We start from the raw sequence: 18,587 nt of genomic DNA, 5'->3' as shown, positions 1-18,587 counted from the left end.
CGCGCTAACCCCGGTCACATACTGATGTATGCTCCCGGGGATTAGCGCACTTGCCGCCTTGCATCAGCACAAAAGCTATAGGGAAAACCGACCCACACCTGAGCTGTCTTTAAAAGCACTTCGATAGGTAAAACGATGATGTGGTGAGTAACTGTTAGCAGCGAAGCAACAAAGCAACGAAGTGCTCCCAGATAATCACCAGGCTACGCTTTTTCATCTCATGTAGCTCAGGCTAATCCTCATCACGTGCCGGATGCGGTGTTTTTTCATGATGGCGCTCAATTGATGGTAGGAAATGCGCAGTCACTCTGCGGCACGGCGTTTGCAGCTCTCGCTTTGTCGTTCAATCCTCATCCCGTGCCTGGATGCCGTGCTTTTTCATCATGGCGCGTAACTGATGGTAGGTGACCCGCAGTAACTCGGCGGCACGGCGTTGGTTGTATTTTGCCTGTTGCAAGCTGGCTTCGACCAAATCTCGCTCCTGCTGGTTTTGCCACTGGCGCAGATCGAGTGGTAGGGCGGGTAAGCCGCTGGTGCTGGGTTCGGGGGGGATTTCAGGCGCGGCGCTGCGCGGGGCGAACGGGTTGATGATGATATTATCCAGTTCCTGCTCTGCGCTGTGATGGCGATACACCGAGCGTTCCACCACATTCTTCAATTCACGTACATTACCGGGCCAACTGTGGGTGAGTAGCGTGAGCTGAGCACGCTCGCTGAAGCCGGGAAACAGCGGCAGGCCGAGTTCGCGGCACATCTGGATAGCAAAATGCTCGGCCATCACCAGAATATCGCTGCGACGTTCGCGTAACGGTGGGAGTTGCACCACATCAAAGGCGAGACGATCGAGTAGATCCGCGCGGAATTTTCCTGCCGCAGCCAGTGCGGGTAAATCTTCATTGGTGGCACACACCAGACGCACATTGACCTGCAAGGACTGATTGCCCCCCACACGCTCCAGCTGACCGTACTCGATGACGCGTAGCAATTTCTCCTGCACCAGCATCGGCGCGGTCGCCAGCTCATCGAGGAATAAAGTGCCGGCGTCAGCACGCTCAAAGCGGCCAAGATGACGTTTTTGCGCGCCGGTAAACGCACCGGCCTCGTGGCCAAACAGTTCAGAATCCAGCAGGTTTTCATTCAGTGCCGCGCAGTTAAGCGACACAAAGGGCCCTTGCCAGCGATCGGAGAGATAGTGCAAGCGGCTGGCAATCAACTCCTTGCCGGTACCTCGCTCGCCTATCACCAATACCGGTTTTTCCAGCGGCGCGAGACGGGAAACCTGCTCCAGCACCTCCAGAAAGTTGTTTGATTCGCCCAACAGGTTGTCACTGCCATTTGCCATGATGAATTTCGCCACTGGTTAATCAATTTCACTACATTAATGGATGCTTACTCGAATGTAAAATATGCAAACTCTGTAAAATCAATAAATTAAAAGTTGGCACGCCATTTGTATTAAGAAACCGTGCACCGCACAACCACATGACAATCAGAGGAACATCATTATGGGTATTTTTTCTCGTTTCGCCGACATCGTGAACGCTAACATCAATTCCCTGCTGGAACGCGCCGAAGATCCGCAGAAACTGGTACGCCTGATGATTCAGGAAATGGAAGACACGCTGGTGGAAGTTCGCTCCACGTCAGCGCGCGCGCTGGCAGAAAGGAAACAGTTGCTGCGCCGAATTGAGCAGGCCGAAGTTCAGCAGGCTGAATGGCAGGAAAAAGCCGAGTTGGCCATCAGCAAAGAAAAAGAAGATTTGGCGCGCTCTGCGCTGATTGAAAAACAGAAACTGACCGATCTGATTGCAGCACTCAAGCAAGAAGCCATTCAGGTTGAAGAAACATTAGATCGCATGAAAGGTGAGATCGGTGAGCTGGAGAAAAAACTCAGCGAAACCCGCGCACGTCAGCAGGCATTGATGCTGCGTCATCAGGCCGCGTCTTCTTCCCGCGATGTGCGCCGTCAGTTGGACAGCGGCAAGCTGGATGAAGCCATGGCGCGCTTCGAATCGTTTGAACGCCGCATTGATCACATGGAAGCAGAAGCGGAAAGCCAGCGTTTTGGTAAGCCAAAAGGCCTTGACCAGGAGTTTGCCGAGCTGAAAGCTGACGACGAAATCAGCCAGCAGCTGGCGGCGCTGAAAGCCAAAATGAACCGCAGCGAGTAAATGGGCGTGGGGCTCTACGCTGAGCCCCGTGACCAGGGTGTTAATGATTAAGGAGAGTCAATGAGCGCACTTTTTCTCGCCATACCCCTGACGATCTTCGTGCTCTTTGTAGCGCCGATCTGGTTATGGCTGCACTACAGCAACAAACGCAACGGTGGCGCGGAATTGTCATCAGGCGATATGCAACGTCTGCAACAGTTGACCCAGGACGCGCGCCGCATGCGTGAACGCGTGGAAGCACTCGAAGCGATTCTGGATGCAGAACATCCGAACTGGAGGCAACCATGATGAATGGCCGCAAATTGTGGCGCATCCCGCAGCAGGGGAAAATTCGCGGTGTTTGCGCCGGTCTGGCCGAGTATCTCGATATTCCGGTGCGCCTGTTGCGTGTGATTGTGGTGCTGTCACTGTTCTTCGGGCTGTTTATGTTTACCGTGCTGGCGTACTTCATCCTGGGCTTTGTGCTGGATGAAAAGCCCGCGGATGCGCCCGATCAACACACGCCAACGGCACGTGATTTGCTGGATGAGCTGGAAACATCGTTGAAAAGTGATGAGCGCAACGTGCGAGATATCGAGCGTTACGTCACTTCCGAGACCTTCAGCGTGCGCAGTCGCTTCCGCCAAATCTGATTATTTCCGCCGGGCCCACAGCGGGTCCGCTTCATCGCATATTCTTAAGGAGTGGAGATGTACAATCCGCGTATGACTGCTCTGCGCCGCCGCGCAACACCTGCGTTGAAGTCGGCGGGGAAATTCATCATCATCAGTGCAGTAACCTATGGTCCCGGCGGGTTAGCTGGCTGGGCAGTGAAATCGGTGGCGCGTCGCCCGTTGCGCCTGCTTCTGGCGGCCGCCCTGGAACCGTTGCTGAGTAAGGCATTCAAACGCCTGTCCTCACGTTTCGTCAGGGAGATGGATGAAAAGACTGCAAAATGAACTGGCCGCGTTGATGAACCGCGGTGTTGACCGTCACTTACGCCTTGCCGTAACCGGCCTGAGCCGCAGCGGGAAAACCGCGTTTATCACCTCGCTGGTGAACCAACTTCTCAATGTACACAGCGGCGCCCGTTTGCCGCTGTTTTCCGTGGTGCGTGAAGAGCGCCTGCTCGGCGTCAAACGTGTGCCGCAGCGGGAACTGGGCACGCCGCGTTTTACCTATGACGAAGGGCTGGCGCAACTCTACGGTACGCCTCCCGTCTGGCCAACGCCGACGCGTGGTGTCAGCGAAATGCGTCTGGCGCTGCGCTATCGGCCTGAACAATCGCTTTTGCGCCATTTCAAAGATACCGCCACGCTGTATCTGGAAATCGTCGATTACCCTGGTGAATGGTTGCTCGATCTGCCGATGCTGGCGCAGGATTATCTCAGCTGGTCACGACAGATGATGGGGTTGCTGCAGGGCGATCGTCAGCAGTGGGCGTCATACTGGCACAGCTTGTCACAGGATCTCGACCCCTTTGCCCCCGCGGATGAAAATCGTCTGGCGGAGATCGCTGCTGCCTGGACTGATTATCTGCATCAGTGCAAAACCGAGGGATTGCACTTTATCCAGCCAGGTCGCTTTGTGCTGCCGGGCGATATGGCAGGCGCCCCGGCGCTGCAATTCTTCCCGTGGCCACAGGTCGATGAGATTCACGCCAGCAAGCTATTGCAGGCTCCTGCAGGCAGTAACTTTGCCGTGCTGCAACAACGTTTTAACTACTACTGCCAGCACGTGGTGAAAGGTTTCTATAAAAATTATTTTCTGCGCTTTGACCGCCAGATTGTGCTGGTGGATTGTCTGCAACCGTTAAACAGCGGACCGCAGGCGTTCAATGATATGCGTCTGGCGTTAACCCAATTGATGCAGAGCTTCCATTACGGGCAGCGCACGCTATTCCGTCGTCTGTTTTCCCCGGTCATCGACAAACTCTTGTTTGCTGCCACCAAAGCTGACCATATCACGGCCGATCAGCACGCCAATATGGTGTCTCTGTTACAACAGTTGGTTCAGGATGCCTGGCAAAACGCGGCGTTTGAAGGGATCAGCATGGATTGTCTTGGGCTGGCGTCAGTGCAGGCCACCGAAAGTGGGCTGGTGGATCATCGTGGTGAAAAGCTGCCCGCGCTGCGCGGTCATCGTCTTCATGACGGCGAAGCGCTGACCTTCTATCCCGGCGAAGTGCCGCCACGTTTGCCCGGACATCAGTTCTGGCAACAGCAAGGATTTCAGTTTGAACAGTTCCGGCCGCAGCAGTTTGATGTCGATCGGCCGCTGCCGCACATTCGCATGGATGCCGCGCTGGAATTTTTACTTGGAGATAAATTGCGATGAGCGACGAAACCCCTTTAAAACCGCGCATTGATTTTGCACGACCGCTCGAAGCGGAGGCGCAGCAACCGCTGCGGGCGGCACACACTTTCAGTGAGGAAAGCGAGGGCGCGTTTCATGCTACCCAAGAGTCGGAGCCGCTGGCAGAGGGCGAAGGTGAAAAAGTGGTTGAGGCCGCGCTGCGCCCCAAACGCAGTTTATGGCGCAAGTTGGTAGGTGCGGGTCTGGGGATTTTTGGCATCAGCGTAGTCGCGCAGGGCGCTCAGTGGATGCATGATGCCTGGATCACGCGCGATTGGTTTTCGCTCGGCACCGGTGTGGCAGGAAGTCTGATTGTGGTCGCCGGAGCCGGGGCATTGATCGGCGAATGGCGTCGACTTTACCGGCTGCGCCAGCGAGCAGAAGAAAGGGATATTGGACGAGAGTTGCTACACAGCCACGGTATCGGTAAAGGGCGCGCTTTTTGCGAAAAGCTGGCCCAACAGGCGCAGCTCGATCAGGCGCATCCGGCACTGCAGCGCTGGCATGCGGCGCTGCATGAAACCCACAATGACCGTGAAATCGTGATGCTTTACGCGCAACTGGTGCAACCGGTGCTGGATCGTCAGGCGCATCGTGAGATCAGCCGCCACGCTGCGGAATCCACGTTGATGATTGCGGTGAGTCCACTGGCGCTGGTGGATATGGCATTTATCGCCTGGCGCAACCTGCGACTGGTCAATCGCATTGCGGCTATTTATGGCATCGAGTTGGGGTACTTCAGCCGCATCCGCCTGTTTCGTTTAGTGTTGCTGAATATGGCCTTTGCCGGCGCCTCAGAGTTGGTGCGTGAAGTGGGGATGGATTGGATGTCGCAAGACATCGCCGCACGGCTCTCAGCCCGCGCCGCTCAGGGCATTGGCGCCGGTTTGCTGACCGCACGTCTGGGTATCAAAGCCATGGAACTGTGTCGCCCGCTGCCATGGCTGGAAGATGATAAGCCGCGTCTCGGAAATTTCCGTCGGGAACTATTGGTTCAGTTAAAAGAATCCCTGTCTAAGAGTGGGGGTGAAGCAGGGCAGACTGCTAAATAATGTCCTGTTGCTCACCTTTCACGCTGTCAATCAGGTGGAAGGTGAAATTATCTTTGTTAAATGTGATATTTGGCGGGATTATTGTGGGTTGTTCCGCTACACTTCTTCGCGTCACCTGCCTCAAGCTGTCAACTTTTCATGACAGGCCTCTTCTGAGGCGCTGCAAGTTAGCGTATTATCTCTAAAATCAAAACCTGACTAAGGCTCATCGCAATGCGTTTGGAAGTTTTCTGCCAGGACCGCATCGGTCTGGCGCGCGAGCTACTCGACCTGCTGGTTGCGCGCAACATCGACCTGCGCGGTATTGAAATTGCGCCACTCGGTCGCATCTATCTCAACTTTTCTGCCCTTGAATTCGAACCCTTCAGTACGCTGATGGCGGAAATCCGTCGTACACCGGGCGTAACAGATGTGCGCACCGTAAGCTACATGCCCTCTGAACGTGAACATCGCGCGTTGAGTGCACTGCTGATTGCTATGCCGGAGCCGGTGTTCTCTATCGACCTTAAATGCAAGGTGGAACTCGCCAACCCGGCAGCGCAGAACCTGTTTAATCTCGATGAACAGAAGCTGCGTAATCAGAACGCCGCAACCCTGATCACCGGTTTCAATTTCCAGCGCTGGATCGAGAATGAGCGTGTGGAAGCCCAGGCACATCACGTTGTTATTCAGGGACGTGATTTCCTGATGGAAGCCCGACCGATTTATCTGGCAGAAGAAGAGGGGCAGAGCGATCAGCCCGTCGGCGCAATGATCACGCTGAAATCCACCGCCCGCATGGGCCGCCAGCTGCAAAATCTCACCGTGACGGATGAGTCGGAATTTGACCACATCGTGGCAGTGACGCCGAAAATGCGTCAGGTGATCGATCAGGCACGTAAACTGGCGATGCATGATGCGCCGCTGCTGATTGTCGGCGATACCGGCACCGGCAAAGATATGCTGGCACGCGCCTGCCATCTGCGCAGCGCACGCGGTAAAAAACCCTTCCTGGCCCTTAATTGTGCGTCTCTGCCGGATGATGTGGCCGAGAGCGAGCTTTTTGGTCACGCGGCGGGCGCTTATCCGAACGCGCTGGAAGGCAAGAAAGGCTTCTTTGAACAGGCCAACGGCGGCTCGGTGCTGCTGGATGAGATTGGTGAGATGTCACCGCGCATGCAGACAAAACTGCTGCGCTTCCTCAACGATGGGACTTTCCGTCGCGTGGGTGAAGAACATGAAGTGCATGTGGATGTGCGCGTCATTTGTGCCACGCAGAAGAACCTGATCGAGCTGGTGCAACGGGGTGAGTTCCGTGAAGACCTGTTTTACCGCCTTAATGTACTGACGCTCAATTTGCCGCCGTTGCGAGAGCGTCCGCTGGACATCCTGCCGCTGACGGAGATGTTTGTGGCGCGCTTTGCCGATGAGCAGGGGCTGCCGCGTCCGCGTTTGTCACCGCAGCTCGCGCCGTTCCTGACGCGCTATAACTGGCCAGGTAATGTGCGGCAGCTGAAAAATGCGCTGTATCGCGCACTGACGCAACTGGAAGGCTACGAGTTGCGTCCTCAGGACATCATTCTGCCTGAGCAGGCATTAGATGTGACGTTGGGCGAAGAAGCGATGGAAGGTTCGCTGGATGAGATCACCAGCCGTTTCGAGCGTTCGGTGCTGACGCGTCTCTATTTGTCTTATCCCAGCACGCGCAAACTGGCAAAACGCCTGGGGGTGTCGCATACCGCGATAGCCAACAAATTGCGCGAATACGGTTTAGGGCAAAAACGTGGCGAAAGTGAATGACCTGCTAGCGCATAGCTCGCAGCGATAAAAAAGGGCGCACTTCACAAAGTGCGCCCTTATCACATCATCTTAATACTTACTTCAGTGCAGCCAGTGCCGCATCATAGTTTGGCTCTTCGGTGATTTCGTTCACCAATTCGCTATAAATCACTTTGTCGTTTTCATCCAGCACCACCACAGCACGTGCAGTCAGGCCTTTCAGTGGGCCATCAGCGATTGCCACACCGTAATCTTCTTTAAATTCTGCACCGCGCAGCGCTGACAGGGTCACGACGTTGCTCACGTTTTCTGCACCGCAGAAACGAGACTGGGCAAACGGCAGATCGGCAGAGATGCAGAGCACCACAGTGTTGTCGGATTCGCCGGAACGCTCGTTGAACTTGCGCACTGATGCCGCGCAGACGCCGGTATCAATACTTGGGAAAATGTTCAGAACTTTGCGTTTACCTGCATACTGAGAAAGGGAGACGTCACTCAGGTCCTTTGCGACCAGACTAAAAGCTTTAGCCTGTTCGCCAGCCTGCGGGAAGTGACCTGCAACCGGGACCGGATTACCCTGAAAGTGAACATTCTGAGACATACGATTTCCTTTTAGCGATGAAAAAGTCTGGCATTAAGCCTGCCAGAGCAGATATAGCGTTTGTTTATGACATAATTTTGAAGGGTTTACGAGCGCATTTCGTCGCGATAGCAGAAGCACATCGCAATTAAGCCACGGATTTAAGGAGAATTAATGAGAACAGTGAAGAGTTATCCAGAGGCCTGGCCGTTGCATTCGCCGTTTGTTATTTCACGCGGGAGCAGGACGGAAGCGCATGTTGTAGTGGTCGAGATTGAACAGGATGGTCTGAAAGGCGTGGGTGAAGCCACGCCTTACGCACGCTATGGCGAAAGTGAAGACTCGGTGCTGCAACAAATCGCCACGCTGTTGCCCGCTATTCAGGACGGTATGACACGTGGCGAATTGCAACAGGCATTAGCGGCGGGTTCCGCGCGTAATGCCCTCGATTGCGCCTTATGGGATCTGGAACGCCAGCAACAGAATAAAAGTTTGCAGGCGATGTGTTGTGTTGAGTTGGCAGAGGAAATCATCACTGCACATACGGTGAGTATCGATACGCCGGAAGCGATGGCCAGCAGCGCGTTAGCCTTGTGGCAGCATGGTGCGCGTTTGCTGAAGATCAAACTCGATCATCATTTAATCAGTGAGCGCCTGGTGGCAATTCGCACTGCCGTACCAGAAGCGACGCTGATTGTGGATGCCAATGAATCCTGGCAGGCCGAAGGGCTGGCGGCGCGCTGCCAGTTACTGGCAGACCTGAACGTCGCGATGCTGGAGCAACCGCTTCCGGCGGCGGAAGATGCTGCGCTGGCAAACTTTGTGCACCCACTTCCCATCTGCGCAGATGAAAGCTGCCACACACGGGAGAATCTGGCGCAGCTGAAAGGGCGCTATGAGATGGTCAATATCAAGCTGGATAAAACCGGAGGATTGACCGAGGCGCTGGCGTTGGCTACCGCGGCGCGTCAGCAGGGTTTTACGGTGATGTTAGGCTGTATGTTATGCACCTCACGGGCGATTCGCGCCGCGCTGCCGCTCACGCCACTGGCAAAATTCGCCGATCTTGACGGCCCAACCTGGCTGGCTGCGGATGTTGAGCCGTCGCTGCATTTCTCACACGGCGTGCTTAAACCTGCGGCTGCCAGCGAAGCAGGTTAATCATCGCATCAAGATAAACCTCGGTGGCTTCATCTACCGAAATAGGCGGCATCTCGGCGGTTATGCACAACAAGCCGAGATCGTCGCACCAGCTGCCAAAGGATCCCGGCGTGGCATAGCCCACGCTACTCACCACCGGTAATTGCGTTTGTTCAGCCAGCCACTGCGCGAGGTGACTGTGGTGTGGATCATCAATACAAGCCAGTGGCTCATGCCAGGACACCACCCAACGCGGCTTAATCTGATGAATCAACTGGCAGAGTGCGCGTGTTTCCGGTTCAGAAGCGGGGCTGCTGCCCGTCGACAGCACCACATCACGTTCGTCCGCTGCGCTGTTCCAGCGATAGACCGTGTCGCCATTTTGCCAGTTGGCGGCCGGGAAATTGCGGTTGAGATCGACCCCGTTCGCATTGGCACGCAGCCCCAACTGGCAACCATCCGGATTCACCGCCAGCACCACATGATGACGGCGCAGTGGCTCCGGCAGCGTGCGCATTGCACCGGATAGCGTCGCGACGGCGGCATTTTCATCACCGTGCGTGCCGGCAATGATCAACCCACTGTCGGCATCGGCCGCCGGGGCCGGGAACCACAGCAGCGGTGCACCGAGCACCGATTGTCCATATTGTTGCCAGACCGCGTCGAGTTTGCCGCGCAGCGGGCGGGGATGATGTGACGACATGACATTCCTCTCTGAAATCGTGCAATGAGCGCCAGGATGGCCAGGCGCTTCAGGATTAAAAATGTGACCGACAATTCAGCCTCAACATAACGGTAAACAGCAGACAGGGAAATAGCTATATATCAATCAGCAATTTGCGATAGAGTCACCAAAGACGCTGGCGACGCAGACCTCTTCGCAGTCGCCATTTTTTTGGGTAAAGGAGTGGTGATGAAATTAACTTTCCGCAAGACGCTGGCCGCCGTAATGATTGCTGGTGTTTTCTCACCGGTGTTTGCCGCTAATGTGCCAGCGGGCGCACAGTTAGCGCCAACACAGGAAATTGTTCGCCATATTAAAGACGAACCTGCTTCGCTGGATCCAATGAAAGCCGTGGGTCTGCCAGAAATTCAGGTCATGCGTGATCTGTTCGAAGGGCTGACCAATCAGGACGCACACGGAAAAATCGTGCCGGGCGTGGCCGAAAGCTGGCACAGCAACGACAACAAAACCTGGATTTTCACGCTGCGTAAAGATGCGCGCTGGTCAAATGGCGAACCGGTGACAGCGCAGGACTTCGTCTACAGCTGGCAGCGCCTGGTGGAGCCGAAAAACAGTTCTCCCTTTGCATGGTTTGCCGCGCTGAGCGGCATCGAAAACGCGGATGCCATTACCAAAGGGCAGATGAGTGCCGATAAGCTGGGCGTGACAGCCACTGATGCTAATCATCTTAAGGTGACATTGTCACGTCCTGTGCCATGGTTCCCGAGCATGGTCGCGAATGCCGCGATGTATCCCGTCCCGCAAAAGGTGATTGAGCAAAACCCTGATAGCTGGACGGCCCCGGGAAAACTGGTGGGCAACGGCGCCTATCAATTGCAGGACCGCGTGGTGAACGAAAAAATCGTGTTGGTGCGTAATCAACACTACTGGGATAATAGCCACTCTGTCCTGACCAAAGTGACCTTCATCCCTATTAACGAAGAGTCCAGCGCCACCAAGCGTTACCGCGCGGGCGATATCGATATCACCGAATCCTTCCCGAAAAATATGTATGCGCTGCTGAAAAAAGAGCTGCCAGGCCAGGTGTATACGCCGGATCAGTTGGGCACCTATTACTACGCCTTTAACACGGAAAAGGGCCCGACCGCAGATGTGCGCGTGCGTAAAGCGCTGTCATGGAGTATCGATCGCCGCATCATCGCCGAGAAAGTGTTAGGAACGGGGGAGAAACCGGCCTGGCACTTTACACCGGACGTCACCGCAGGGTTTACGCCACAGCAAAGTTATCTGCAACAGCACAGCCAGCAGGAGTTGAACGCACAGGCAAAAGCGCTGCTGACCTCCGCTGGCTACGGTCCCGGCAAACCCTTGCATTTGACGCTGCTGTATAACACCTCGGAAAGCCATCAGAAGATCGCCATCGCCGTGGCGTCAATGTGGAAAAAGAACCTTGGAGTGGACGTTACGCTGCAAAACCAGGAGTGGAAAACCTACATCGACAGCCGCAACAGCGGTAACTTTGACGTGATTCGTGCGTCATGGGTCGGGGATTACAATGAACCTTCCACGTTCCTGAGTTTGCTGACTTCAACGCACACCGGCAATATCGCCCGTTTCCACAGCGCGGATTATGATGCGGTGCTGACCAAAGCCAGCATGGAAACCAGCGTGGCTGCACGCAATACCGACTACAACAAAGCGGAGCAGATCATTGCCGATCAGGCGCCGATCGCCCCGATCTATCAATATACCAACGGGCGCTTGATCAAACCGTGGGTCAAAGGTTATCCGATCACCAATCCCGAAGATGTCGCATACAGCCGCGAACTGTGGATCGAAAAGCACTGATTTAACGACGCTAATCAGCAGAGTGGCGTGATGGTGTGCGTCTCCTTAACCGGTGCAACGGATTAGGGAGGCGCATCCAGTGACGTTGTTGCCGCTCTCGCTTTCAGCGGATGCTCACCTCTGCCTTGTCATCTTTGCTCACAGCCTGATGATTGCAACTCGTCGCCGCCACGCTAGACTGTATCGTATTGATTTTGATAGTGAGGCGAGTCAGTGAACGTCATTGAAGGAAAAGCGCTAAAAGTATCGGATGCGATTATCTCCTGCCAGCTGGACGGCAAAGGCGGGATGATTCCGATTGAAGATAAAGATGTGATCAACTGTGAGCGCCCGTGCTGGTTGCATCTGAACTACACGCAACGGCAAAGTGCCGAGTGGCTGCAAAATACCCCCTTGATCCCCGATTCCGTGCGTGATGCGCTCGCGGGCGACAGCATGCGTCCACGTGTCACTCGCTTAGGCGATGGCTTTATGATTGTGCTGCGCAGCGTGAACCACAATGCCGATTCACGCCCCGATCAACTCGTCGCCATGCGCGTGTTTATCAACGATAAAGTGATTGTTTCCACGCGCCGGAGAAAGGTGTATGCCATTGATGAAGTGCTGGCCGATTTGCAAAACGGTAACGGCCCGGTGGATGGCGGCAGCTGGTTAGTGGATGTCTGCGATGCGCTGACCGATCACGCCAGCGAATTTATCGAAGAGATGCACGACAAAATCATCGAGCTGGAAGATGCGCTGATGGATCAACAGGTCCCGGCGCGCGGTGAGCTAGCGCTGCTGCGTAAGCAACTGATTGTGATGCGTCGTTATATGGCGCCGCAGCGTGATGTTTATGCCCGTCTGGCGAGTGAAAAACTGCCATGGATGAATGATGACGATCGCCGTCGTATGCAGGACGTTGCCGATCGTCTGGGACGCGGCCTGGATGACCTCAATGCAGGCGTAGCGCGAACGGGGATACTGGCCGATGAAGTGGCGTCTTTGCTGGCAGAATCAATGAACCGCCGCACCTATACCATGTCGCTGATGGCGATGATTTTCCTGCCTGCGACATTCCTGACAGGATTGTTTGGCGTCAACCTTGGCGGTATTCCGGGTGGTAGTTGGCCGCTGGGCTTTACCGCGTTCTGCGTACTACTGCTGGTGATGGTGGTGGGCGTGGCGATATGGCTCAAACGACGCAACTGGTTGTAATGTAAGGCTCAGGTTATAAGCGTTAACCCGCTGTTAAATAAAGTGCTGCAAGCAAAAAAGCGGAAAAAACCTGATCGATATCAATAAGTGGATCGCCTAACAGGGGCAAACTCTCTCTCGCAGGTGAATGCAACGTCAAGCGATGGGCGTTGCGCTCCATATTGTCTTACTTCCTTTTTTAGAATTACTGCATAGCACATTTGATTCGTACAACGCCGGCTAATCCGCCGGCTTTTTTTTGCCCGCTTGGCTTGGCCGCGCTTCATTACCTATGCTTTAAGGACATTCAGCAATAAGGAGCAGGGCATGCAAGAACTCATTGCGAGCGATCCCATTCCAACCGATCCGCCACCGATTCCAGAACCGATTCCTCATCCGCAGCCGATTCCGGAACCTGATCCTCCCTACGACCCCGAGTTTCCACCTATCACCGATCCGCCACCCCATCGGTAACAAAAAAGGCGCAGAGCCGAAGCGCTGCGCCTGTTTTTAATTCGTCTGTCAATTACTTAATTTCTAATACATCCAGACGAACGCTCATTTCCGGCGCGTCTTCTTCGTCCGGCTGCCAGCCCGCAGGTTTCACCGGCAGTGTTTCGCGATCAAAGCCAATATCGCCGCCGTCGACCACTTCATCGCCGTGCTGGATGCCTTTAAAGTCGAACAAATTAATGTCCGCCATGTGCGAAGGCACAATGTTCTGCATCGCACTGAACATGGTTTCGATACGGCCAGGATAGCGTTTATCCCAGTCACGCAGCATATCCGCAACGACCTGACGCTGGAGGTTCGGTTGTGAACCGCACAGATTGCAGGGAATGATCGGATACTGGCGCGCTTCAGCAAAGCGGATGATGTCTTTTTCGCGGCAATAGGCCAGCGGACGGATGACAATATGTTTGCCATCATCACTCATCAGTTTTGGTGGCATGCCTTTCATTTTGCCGCCGTAGAACATGTTCAGGAACAGGGTCTGCAGGATATCGTCGCGATGATGGCCTAGCGCAATCTTGGTACAACCCAGTTCAGTGGCGGTGCGGTAAAGAATCCCGCGACGCAGTCGTGAACAGAGCGAACAGGTGGTCTTGCCTTCCGGAATTTTCTCTTTAACGATCGAGTAAGTGTCTTCATCAACGATTTTATACTCAACACCCTGTTCTTCCAGATACGCGGGCAGAATATGCGCCGGGAATCCTGGCTGTTTCTGGTCGAGATTAACCGCTACCAGTGAGAAGTTAACCGGCGCGCTCTTCTGCAAATTGCGCAAAATTTCCAGCATGGTATAGCTGTCTTTACCGCCAGACAGGCAGACCATGATGCGATCGCCTTCTTCAATCATGTTGAAATCAGCAATGGCCTCACCCACGTTGCGACGCAGACGCTTCTGAAGCTTGTTGAGATTGTATTGTTCTTTCTTTGTTACTTCTTGATTTTCTTGCATTATTAACTGTCTCAGAAAACAAAAGGGGCATGCAATGGGCAAGTCATTTCAGATCGCCAGTTTGCTGTTGAGCATATCTACCTGCTCGCCATTCATCTCTTCAATCCATGTCGCGTAGATTTTACACACCATCTGCGCGTTCTCATGTCCCATCTGATTCGCTATGAAAGACGGGTTTACGCCTGCCGTCAAAAGCCAGCAGGCAAAAGTATGTCGCGTATGGTACGGATTACGGCGACGAATTCCAGTTCCAATCTGATTATTAATATGAATTTTCAATGTCCGGCTCTGGAGCTGTTTTGGCGTTGAGCTTAAAAAGCAATCTTTCTGCCTCTGCTAAACTTTTGTCTGAAAACATGAAAATACACGATTAAAAGGATAGACAATGGCAAACGCAGAGCTGATCCCAAATAAAGGTTCGGATAAGATCGAACATAAACTTGTTCTACAGAGTGGGGCAGCATGGAATAAGCAGTCTTATGAAGCGTATCCCAAAGGCAAGCCACTCATATCGGTTATGCGTATGTCTCTACCTCCTGATACCGAACTGCCCTGGCATACACATGCCATACCTAACACGGCCTACGTTCTGTCGGGACAGTTGACGATTGAAAACAAGAATACAGGCGTCACATATCGCGCTAAAGCGGGTGAGGCGATTAATGAAACGGTAAATAGCGCACATCGCGGGTATACGTCCGAACTGGGGGCTGAACTGGTAATTTTTTACGCAGGAGTTGAAGGTCAGGAGCTTTAAGAACCTCTGCCTGGAGAGAAACCTGAATATTAGGCCCTGATTTAAAAGACCACAGTATTCAGAATGTTATCCTACATTTTGGTGAGGGTTGTGTTGCACCGACCCGTCGAACTCATTTCATATTCGAACGTGCCGGGCATCACACCAGAACATAACAGTGCTGTTAATTCACTAAGCACCAGTTGCTATAGGCGTACCCTGATGGAAAACCAGAGACCACTGGCCCTCTTTCGAAATTAGCCAGTAAGAGGAACGTAATGCGGGTCGGCTCCCGTCAGCATCAGACGTATGGTAAAGAAGTATTACGCAACTTTCACTTATTTCGATTAGCCGGAAATTGCTGCTTATGATTGGACTTGAAGTTTTCTCGCTCTTCAGCGACATGATCGTGTCTGAGCGATCGACCATCATGCCTGAACGTGTAATCTCCAGGAATTCAGGATGAAGAAGATGCTCGAGCCAATTCCGGTCGTTGCGTTTTTCACCGTGAAGGCTGCATTCAAGCAACATGAGCTTTTCAAGGAGCATTGTAATTGACCTCTAATGATTTGGCAGGACGTTTTTTTGAATTGAGAGGGTGCCAATGAGTTATGGCGCCGCTCACTGGGCAGAAAAGTACTACTCTTTGTAGAAGTTATCATAATTTTAACTGGAGAGTATGTATGGAAAATATACCGACGCGCGCGCCAAGCAGGGGCATAAACCATGTAGGGCTTACCGTTCCTGACCTGCAAAAGGCAACTGAATTTTTACAGAAGGCGCTGGACGCGAGGTTTGTCTATGACGGCCTAACAGACCATGATCATCCACGACAGGGGGCAGATACAGAGAAACAATTAGGCCTAAGTTCTGGGTCAATGATTATCAAGCAGCGCTTGTTACGGATTGGTAATGGTCCAAATCTTGAGCTTTTTGAGATAAAAAGTGAAGAACAGGAGCAACCTTTAAGGCTGCAGGATATTGGCTGGAATCACATCTCTCTTTACGTGGACGATATAAATTATGCGGTGGAAAGGGTCAGAGCAGCGGGAGGAAGGCTTCTTTCAGAAATACATGGGAACTCCCGTCATGAAGATACAGAAAATAATGCCAGCGTATACTTTCAGGCTCCGTGGGGCAGCCTGATTGAACTTCAATCAATACCGAATGGTTACTATTATCCCGATGATAGCGAAGCAGAGACATGGATACCTACACCGTAGTTATCATCTCAGGTAAGGGTGCTTGACTAAACCGGCTCCCACTCCCGCAGTTCGTGTCTGAAAACTAGCAAACACTTAACCATAGCTGGCTTATGCACTGCGTCAGCTATGTAGTCAGCCCCTCTTTCTCTCACCATCAGATGTCTCTTCTGAGTTATTCTCAGATTAAACAGACTATTGACTCACTTTCCCAGAACCGGTAATTAAAGTGAAGACTGGATTTCTTTCACAGAACTTTAGTACCAATAAGGGAATATTAAGTACGAGGAGGGGCAGTTAACCTTGCATTGCTATTACAACGCGTTATTAACTTGCTTTTGCTTATGCTAGTTAAGACTTTATTAGGGTAGTCACCTCATCATTAATGATGCCAGGCATTTATTTAAGTTGTTTACATATGAGTTGAGAGGTTTCGGTCCCTTAACGTCATAAATGATTGTTATAAAATAGAAAGATCTCAATTACCGCCTATCTACCATTATTATAAATAAATGATGACATTGTTACATGCAACAATAATAATTCATATATTTCACCTATTTAAAGAAATTAAGAAAAGTTCCTTCATGAGTTGCATCTTTAAATAGGCGTAACCTATCGGGTAAATAATATAATTAGGGAGGTTAATGCTATAATAATAGTGTAGTTAATAATGTTCTTTAATTTATTAAGCGAGGTGTAAACGTGTTGTACAGCGAAGACATGACCGGTCACGCAATTATTGGTGAAGCAGCAGTCAATCTAGCCGTGCGTGACCAGGATATAACCGTCGATGCGCTTATCTCAGAATTGGCCGCGATGCTTAAGGCGGACAGTATTCACTCGAGAGACCAGGCAATCAGGGGAGCCATTAAGTGGTTGCGAGGACACCGTAGTATGAGCGCTAAATCAACTGGCGAAGATAGCTGGCTTTTACCAGATGCAGGCCATTCAGGCACTACATCGCAGGAAAGTACCATCCGCTTGATGGCAGATGACGATGACTTAAGATAACTACACACTGTGGCGGCAGGTACGGTTATGCCTGTCGCTTTCGTAAGTGTCAGTGCCAGGATTTTACTTACCCATATAGCCGCTTATTCTGAATCTGTGCTTGCTGGTTCCGCAATACATTTACTGCCATATACTTAACCTTAGCGGCAGTATTTGTGACTGCAAGGCTATAATCTTTAACTTTTTATCCAGACAATGCGTAATTTAAACCAACGCGAATCGCGCGAGCATTCAGGGATCATCACAGCATGAGAGAAACCAATACGGTTGCACACATACAGGCATGCCTTATGGTTAAAGGTGACCGTTATGCATTACAGAAAGAAGCGCTGGATAACATGATCCGCAGCCTAATTTACATAGGGGTACCGGTGAATAACAGAACCATTATGCGGCGTATCATGAATCAGCTCTTGGTTGAAACTAACGCCGAAAGGCAGGAAACTCTGCGCGTCCTGCTCCAATTGGTCGTGAGATTTACGCCGGACGATCCCGGTGTCTGAAAGCGGCTGGCGCCGCATAATTTCAATTGAGTTTTTTTGCCAGTAACCTGATGGCCCGCTCACAGGAGTCGCGCGTTATTTTGTCCGGGGTGGACTCCTTCAGGCGCCAGAGGGCAGCGATGAGTTCATGCACATGTACGGCCCCGTTTGGACGCAGAAGTTGTTTCAGCGCGACCGCCACAGCCTGATGCATAAGATCATCTATTTCATTTCCGTTTTTCAGATGCGCTCCGCTTATTGGGGATATATACAGTATATCGCGATAAGCGGTGCTGATAAACATGCGGGAAAAAAACAGCCTGATGGCAGTTCAATTAGTAAGGGGATATACGGTCAGGTGGAATATCATGATTGCCGCCAGGTGCTTCGTCTTCATGACCTGGCAGCGGTATGGCGACATCATGAATACAATGTTCTGACATGATTATTCCCGTCATCTTTAAATACACGACATTAAGTTTAGCTGCGTTACTTTACCGAGCGTGAATCATTATCGGGAATGTGACTTAGGATTAAAAGAGTTCAACGCGCATGAAGTGTGAGCGAAGAGTCCCGCGTATCGGACATACTGTCATCGATGCACAAACGACAGATGGAGGCCCATACATTCAGACGTTGCGATGCAATCTGATAGGCGTGCCTATAGGTGAGCGCAGACCCCAGAAATTGACGCTCCGGATGATCTTCCAGGCATACGCATCCTCTGGCGTGTAACTGGTAATGCTGTCCTGCATTGAGAAGGTAATAAAACTGGGGCATACGTTTTTCCTTCCGGTTAAAAGAGATACTGTATGCTGGGATGTCAGGTAGTTAAATTCATTTTTTAAAGCGATATAAGTCGGAACTACCGGAGGGTGTCGTCCTTGACAGGTTCTCCGGCCGGTGCACGCCTTGGCGAGACCGGTGAGGTCATCTTCATCGTCGTC

General features: G+C 52.4%; 23 protein-coding genes. 16 read left to right on the top strand and 7 right to left on the bottom strand.

What is annotated here, in order from left to right; all coding sequences use genetic code 11:
• Nucleotides 1–343 precede the first annotated feature (343 nt).
• Nucleotides 344–1,342, bottom strand: coding sequence for a phage shock protein operon transcriptional activator (gene pspF, locus IAE30_RS09550; RefSeq protein ID WP_200537134.1), 999 nt, complete (start codon nt 1,340–1,342; stop codon nt 344–346).
• 163 nt (nt 1,343–1,505) lie between these two features.
• Between pspF and pspA the strand changes: the two genes are divergently transcribed.
• From pspA to tyrR, 7 genes are all read left to right on the top strand, one after another.
• The gene (pspA, locus tag IAE30_RS09545; RefSeq protein ID WP_038646734.1) at nt 1,506–2,171 is read left to right on the top strand and encodes a phage shock protein PspA; all 666 of its coding nucleotides are present in this window, start codon (nt 1,506–1,508) and stop codon (nt 2,169–2,171) included.
• A gap of 60 nt (nt 2,172–2,231) precedes the next feature.
• Nucleotides 2,232–2,459 carry an envelope stress response membrane protein PspB gene (gene pspB, locus IAE30_RS09540; protein WP_034821383.1) on the top strand — a complete coding sequence of 76 codons (228 nt, stop codon included), beginning with the start codon at nt 2,232–2,234 and terminating at the stop codon, nt 2,457–2,459.
• Complete coding sequence (pspC, locus tag IAE30_RS09535) at nt 2,456–2,803, top strand: envelope stress response membrane protein PspC (RefSeq protein WP_045814418.1); 348 nt, start codon at nt 2,456–2,458, stop codon at nt 2,801–2,803. The genes pspB and pspC overlap by 4 nt, the downstream gene beginning before the upstream one ends.
• 57 nt (nt 2,804–2,860) lie before the next feature.
• Nucleotides 2,861–3,109: a phage shock protein PspD gene (gene pspD, locus IAE30_RS09530; RefSeq protein WP_038646738.1), complete on the top strand. Its 249-nt coding sequence runs from the start codon at nt 2,861–2,863 to the stop codon at nt 3,107–3,109.
• The gene (locus tag IAE30_RS09525) at nt 3,090–4,487 is read left to right on the top strand and encodes a YcjX family protein (protein WP_038646740.1); all 1,398 of its coding nucleotides are present in this window, start codon (nt 3,090–3,092) and stop codon (nt 4,485–4,487) included. Before pspD ends, IAE30_RS09525 begins: the two co-directional genes overlap by 20 nt.
• Nucleotides 4,484–5,557 (top strand): YcjF family protein, encoded by a 1,074-nt coding sequence (locus IAE30_RS09520; protein WP_200679388.1) that lies wholly within the window; start codon nt 4,484–4,486, stop codon nt 5,555–5,557. Before IAE30_RS09525 ends, IAE30_RS09520 begins: the two co-directional genes overlap by 4 nt.
• A 213-nt stretch (nt 5,558–5,770) precedes the next feature.
• On the top strand, nt 5,771–7,336 hold the full coding sequence (gene tyrR / locus IAE30_RS09515; protein ID WP_034821366.1) for a transcriptional regulator TyrR: 1,566 nt from the start codon (nt 5,771–5,773) through the stop codon (nt 7,334–7,336).
• 76 nt (nt 7,337–7,412) lie between these two features.
• Here the strand turns inward: tyrR and tpx are convergent, their stop codons facing one another.
• Nucleotides 7,413–7,916, bottom strand: coding sequence for a thiol peroxidase (tpx, locus tag IAE30_RS09510; RefSeq protein WP_038646744.1), 504 nt, complete (start codon nt 7,914–7,916; stop codon nt 7,413–7,415).
• Nucleotides 7,917–8,069: 153 nt separating this feature from the next.
• Here tpx and ycjG point away from each other — a divergent pair, with 153 nt between their 5' ends.
• Entirely contained in the window at nt 8,070–9,056 is a 987-nt protein-coding gene (gene ycjG / locus IAE30_RS09505; protein WP_200679386.1) for an L-Ala-D/L-Glu epimerase, read from the top strand.
• On the opposite strand, the gene mpaA is transcribed toward ycjG, so the two are convergent.
• Nucleotides 9,025–9,738: a murein tripeptide amidase MpaA gene (gene mpaA, locus IAE30_RS09500; protein WP_045814423.1), complete on the bottom strand. Its 714-nt coding sequence runs from the start codon at nt 9,736–9,738 to the stop codon at nt 9,025–9,027. The genes ycjG and mpaA overlap by 32 nt on opposite strands.
• A gap of 210 nt (nt 9,739–9,948) precedes the next feature.
• Between mpaA and IAE30_RS09495 the strand changes: the two genes are divergently transcribed.
• Both IAE30_RS09495 and zntB read left to right on the top strand, forming a co-directional pair.
• Nucleotides 9,949–11,568, top strand: a complete 1,620-nt coding sequence (locus IAE30_RS09495; RefSeq protein WP_038646750.1) for an ABC transporter substrate-binding protein — start codon at nt 9,949–9,951, stop codon at nt 11,566–11,568.
• A 213-nt stretch (nt 11,569–11,781) separates the two neighbouring features.
• Nucleotides 11,782–12,765 carry a zinc transporter ZntB gene (gene zntB, locus IAE30_RS09490; RefSeq protein ID WP_038646752.1) on the top strand — a complete coding sequence of 328 codons (984 nt, stop codon included), beginning with the start codon at nt 11,782–11,784 and terminating at the stop codon, nt 12,763–12,765.
• Between the two features lie 22 nt (nt 12,766–12,787).
• Here the strand turns inward: zntB and IAE30_RS09485 are convergent, their stop codons facing one another.
• Nucleotides 12,788–12,925 carry a hypothetical protein gene (locus IAE30_RS09485; protein ID WP_200679384.1) on the bottom strand — a complete coding sequence of 46 codons (138 nt, stop codon included), beginning with the start codon at nt 12,923–12,925 and terminating at the stop codon, nt 12,788–12,790.
• A 146-nt stretch (nt 12,926–13,071) separates the two neighbouring features.
• Here IAE30_RS09485 and IAE30_RS09480 point away from each other — a divergent pair, with 146 nt between their 5' ends.
• Nucleotides 13,072–13,218, top strand: coding sequence for a hypothetical protein (locus tag IAE30_RS09480; protein WP_200679382.1), 147 nt, complete (start codon nt 13,072–13,074; stop codon nt 13,216–13,218).
• A gap of 52 nt (nt 13,219–13,270) precedes the next feature.
• Here IAE30_RS09480 and ttcA read toward each other — a convergent pair whose 3' ends face one another.
• Nucleotides 13,271–14,206: a tRNA 2-thiocytidine(32) synthetase TtcA gene (gene ttcA, locus IAE30_RS09475; protein WP_038646755.1), complete on the bottom strand. Its 936-nt coding sequence runs from the start codon at nt 14,204–14,206 to the stop codon at nt 13,271–13,273.
• Between the two features lie 48 nt (nt 14,207–14,254).
• Complete coding sequence (locus tag IAE30_RS09470) at nt 14,255–14,485, bottom strand: tyrosine-type recombinase/integrase (RefSeq protein WP_234465297.1); 231 nt, start codon at nt 14,483–14,485, stop codon at nt 14,255–14,257.
• A 106-nt stretch (nt 14,486–14,591) separates the two neighbouring features.
• Between IAE30_RS09470 and IAE30_RS09465 the strand changes: the two genes are divergently transcribed.
• Complete coding sequence (locus IAE30_RS09465; RefSeq protein WP_200679380.1) at nt 14,592–14,963, top strand: cupin domain-containing protein; 372 nt, start codon at nt 14,592–14,594, stop codon at nt 14,961–14,963.
• Nucleotides 14,964–15,134: 171 nt separating this feature from the next.
• Here IAE30_RS09465 and IAE30_RS09460 read toward each other — a convergent pair whose 3' ends face one another.
• Complete coding sequence (locus tag IAE30_RS09460) at nt 15,135–15,473, bottom strand: DUF4440 domain-containing protein (RefSeq protein WP_370585540.1); 339 nt, start codon at nt 15,471–15,473, stop codon at nt 15,135–15,137.
• Between the two features lie 152 nt (nt 15,474–15,625).
• Between IAE30_RS09460 and IAE30_RS09455 the strand changes: the two genes are divergently transcribed.
• The 4 genes from IAE30_RS09455 to IAE30_RS09440 all read left to right on the top strand — a co-directional run bounded on the left by IAE30_RS09455 (nt 15,626) and on the right by IAE30_RS09440 (nt 18,085).
• Nucleotides 15,626–16,165, top strand: coding sequence for a VOC family protein (locus tag IAE30_RS09455; RefSeq protein WP_200679378.1), 540 nt, complete (start codon nt 15,626–15,628; stop codon nt 16,163–16,165).
• Nucleotides 16,166–16,849: 684 nt separating this feature from the next.
• Nucleotides 16,850–17,158 carry a hypothetical protein gene (locus IAE30_RS09450; protein ID WP_200679376.1) on the top strand — a complete coding sequence of 103 codons (309 nt, stop codon included), beginning with the start codon at nt 16,850–16,852 and terminating at the stop codon, nt 17,156–17,158.
• Nucleotides 17,159–17,406: 248 nt separating this feature from the next.
• On the top strand, nt 17,407–17,661 hold the full coding sequence (locus IAE30_RS09445) for a biofilm development regulator YmgB/AriR family protein (RefSeq protein ID WP_200536849.1): 255 nt from the start codon (nt 17,407–17,409) through the stop codon (nt 17,659–17,661).
• Between the two features lie 133 nt (nt 17,662–17,794).
• Nucleotides 17,795–18,085, top strand: a complete 291-nt coding sequence (locus tag IAE30_RS09440) for a hypothetical protein (protein ID WP_200679374.1) — start codon at nt 17,795–17,797, stop codon at nt 18,083–18,085.
• Nucleotides 18,086–18,587 lie beyond the last annotated feature (502 nt).

It is taken from the genome of Pantoea sp. S61 (assembly GCF_016625145.1).
Taxonomy (GTDB): Bacteria; Pseudomonadota; Gammaproteobacteria; order Enterobacterales; family Enterobacteriaceae; genus Pantoea; species Pantoea rwandensis_B.
Note: the sequence above shows the minus strand (reverse complement) of the source record. Positions and strands in the feature narration are given on the sequence as shown.

Bases quoted from the DNA above. Each gene is read 5' to 3' on its own strand.
- IAE30_RS09485 (WP_200679384.1), bottom strand. From the start codon at position 12,925: ATGGAGCGCAACGCCCATCGCTTGACGTTGCATTCACCTGCGAGAGAG.
- pspC (WP_045814418.1), top strand. From the start codon at position 2,456: ATGATGAATGGCCGCAAATTGTGGCGCATCCCGCAGCAGGGGAAAATT.
- pspA (WP_038646734.1), top strand. From the start codon at position 1,506: ATGGGTATTTTTTCTCGTTTCGCCGACATCGTGAACGCTAACATCAAT.
- pspB (WP_034821383.1), top strand. From the start codon at position 2,232: ATGAGCGCACTTTTTCTCGCCATACCCCTGACGATCTTCGTGCTCTTT.
- IAE30_RS09455 (WP_200679378.1), top strand. From the start codon at position 15,626: ATGGAAAATATACCGACGCGCGCGCCAAGCAGGGGCATAAACCATGTA.
- IAE30_RS09445 (WP_200536849.1), top strand. From the start codon at position 17,407: ATGAGAGAAACCAATACGGTTGCACACATACAGGCATGCCTTATGGTT.
- IAE30_RS09480 (WP_200679382.1), top strand. From the start codon at position 13,072: ATGCAAGAACTCATTGCGAGCGATCCCATTCCAACCGATCCGCCACCG.
- tpx (WP_038646744.1), bottom strand. From the start codon at position 7,916: ATGTCTCAGAATGTTCACTTTCAGGGTAATCCGGTCCCGGTTGCAGGT.
- ttcA (WP_038646755.1), bottom strand. From the start codon at position 14,206: ATGCAAGAAAATCAAGAAGTAACAAAGAAAGAACAATACAATCTCAAC.
- mpaA (WP_045814423.1), bottom strand. From the start codon at position 9,738: ATGTCGTCACATCATCCCCGCCCGCTGCGCGGCAAACTCGACGCGGTC.
- tyrR (WP_034821366.1), top strand. From the start codon at position 5,771: ATGCGTTTGGAAGTTTTCTGCCAGGACCGCATCGGTCTGGCGCGCGAG.
- pspD (WP_038646738.1), top strand. From the start codon at position 2,861: ATGTACAATCCGCGTATGACTGCTCTGCGCCGCCGCGCAACACCTGCG.
- IAE30_RS09520 (WP_200679388.1), top strand. From the start codon at position 4,484: ATGAGCGACGAAACCCCTTTAAAACCGCGCATTGATTTTGCACGACCG.
- pspF (WP_200537134.1), bottom strand. From the start codon at position 1,342: ATGGCAAATGGCAGTGACAACCTGTTGGGCGAATCAAACAACTTTCTG.
- ycjG (WP_200679386.1), top strand. From the start codon at position 8,070: ATGAGAACAGTGAAGAGTTATCCAGAGGCCTGGCCGTTGCATTCGCCG.
- IAE30_RS09465 (WP_200679380.1), top strand. From the start codon at position 14,592: ATGGCAAACGCAGAGCTGATCCCAAATAAAGGTTCGGATAAGATCGAA.
- IAE30_RS09460 (WP_370585540.1), bottom strand. From the start codon at position 15,473: ATGTTGCTTGAATGCAGCCTTCACGGTGAAAAACGCAACGACCGGAAT.
- IAE30_RS09495 (WP_038646750.1), top strand. From the start codon at position 9,949: ATGAAATTAACTTTCCGCAAGACGCTGGCCGCCGTAATGATTGCTGGT.
- IAE30_RS09525 (WP_038646740.1), top strand. From the start codon at position 3,090: ATGAAAAGACTGCAAAATGAACTGGCCGCGTTGATGAACCGCGGTGTT.
- IAE30_RS09440 (WP_200679374.1), top strand. From the start codon at position 17,795: ATGTACGGCCCCGTTTGGACGCAGAAGTTGTTTCAGCGCGACCGCCAC.